We start from the raw sequence: 363 nt of genomic DNA, 5'->3' as shown, positions 1-363 counted from the left end.
CGTCTGTTTTTGCTTCGCGGCGCCTCATCCGCCCCTTCACCCCCCGAAGGCGCCCATCAAGGAGAGAACCCTTCCCTTCCGCCGGAACGGTTCTCTCCTTTCTATTTTCTGCACTTCCGTTTTCGCATCTTCTCCGCCATGTCAGCGCACGAAAAAACATTCGTCCGCGGAACAACGTCTGTGGGATTCGCATTTAGCAATCGAATGCGGCAACCGCTGCCTTGCAAGGGCCGGGAGACAGTCGAGCGCCGACAAGATGAGGCGGATGAGGACAGCATGGCAACCATACTCATCATCGTTCTCATCCTTCTGCTGATCGGCGCGCTCCCGACATGGCCGCATTCCCGCAACTGGAGCTACGGC

General features: G+C 58.1%; 1 protein-coding gene. It reads left to right on the top strand.

Going from position 1 to position 363, the window contains the following annotated elements:
* Positions 1 to 276: 276 nt before the first annotated feature.
* Positions 277 to 363 (top strand): DUF3309 family protein (locus AC1D0P_RS32320; RefSeq protein WP_477680453.1); only part of this gene is annotated, 87 nt, incomplete at its 3' end.

This window comes from Polaromonas sp. P1_G2, from assembly GCF_056405515.1.
The sequence above is the reverse complement of the archived record's forward strand: the minus strand, read 5'-3'. Positions and strand labels throughout refer to the sequence as shown.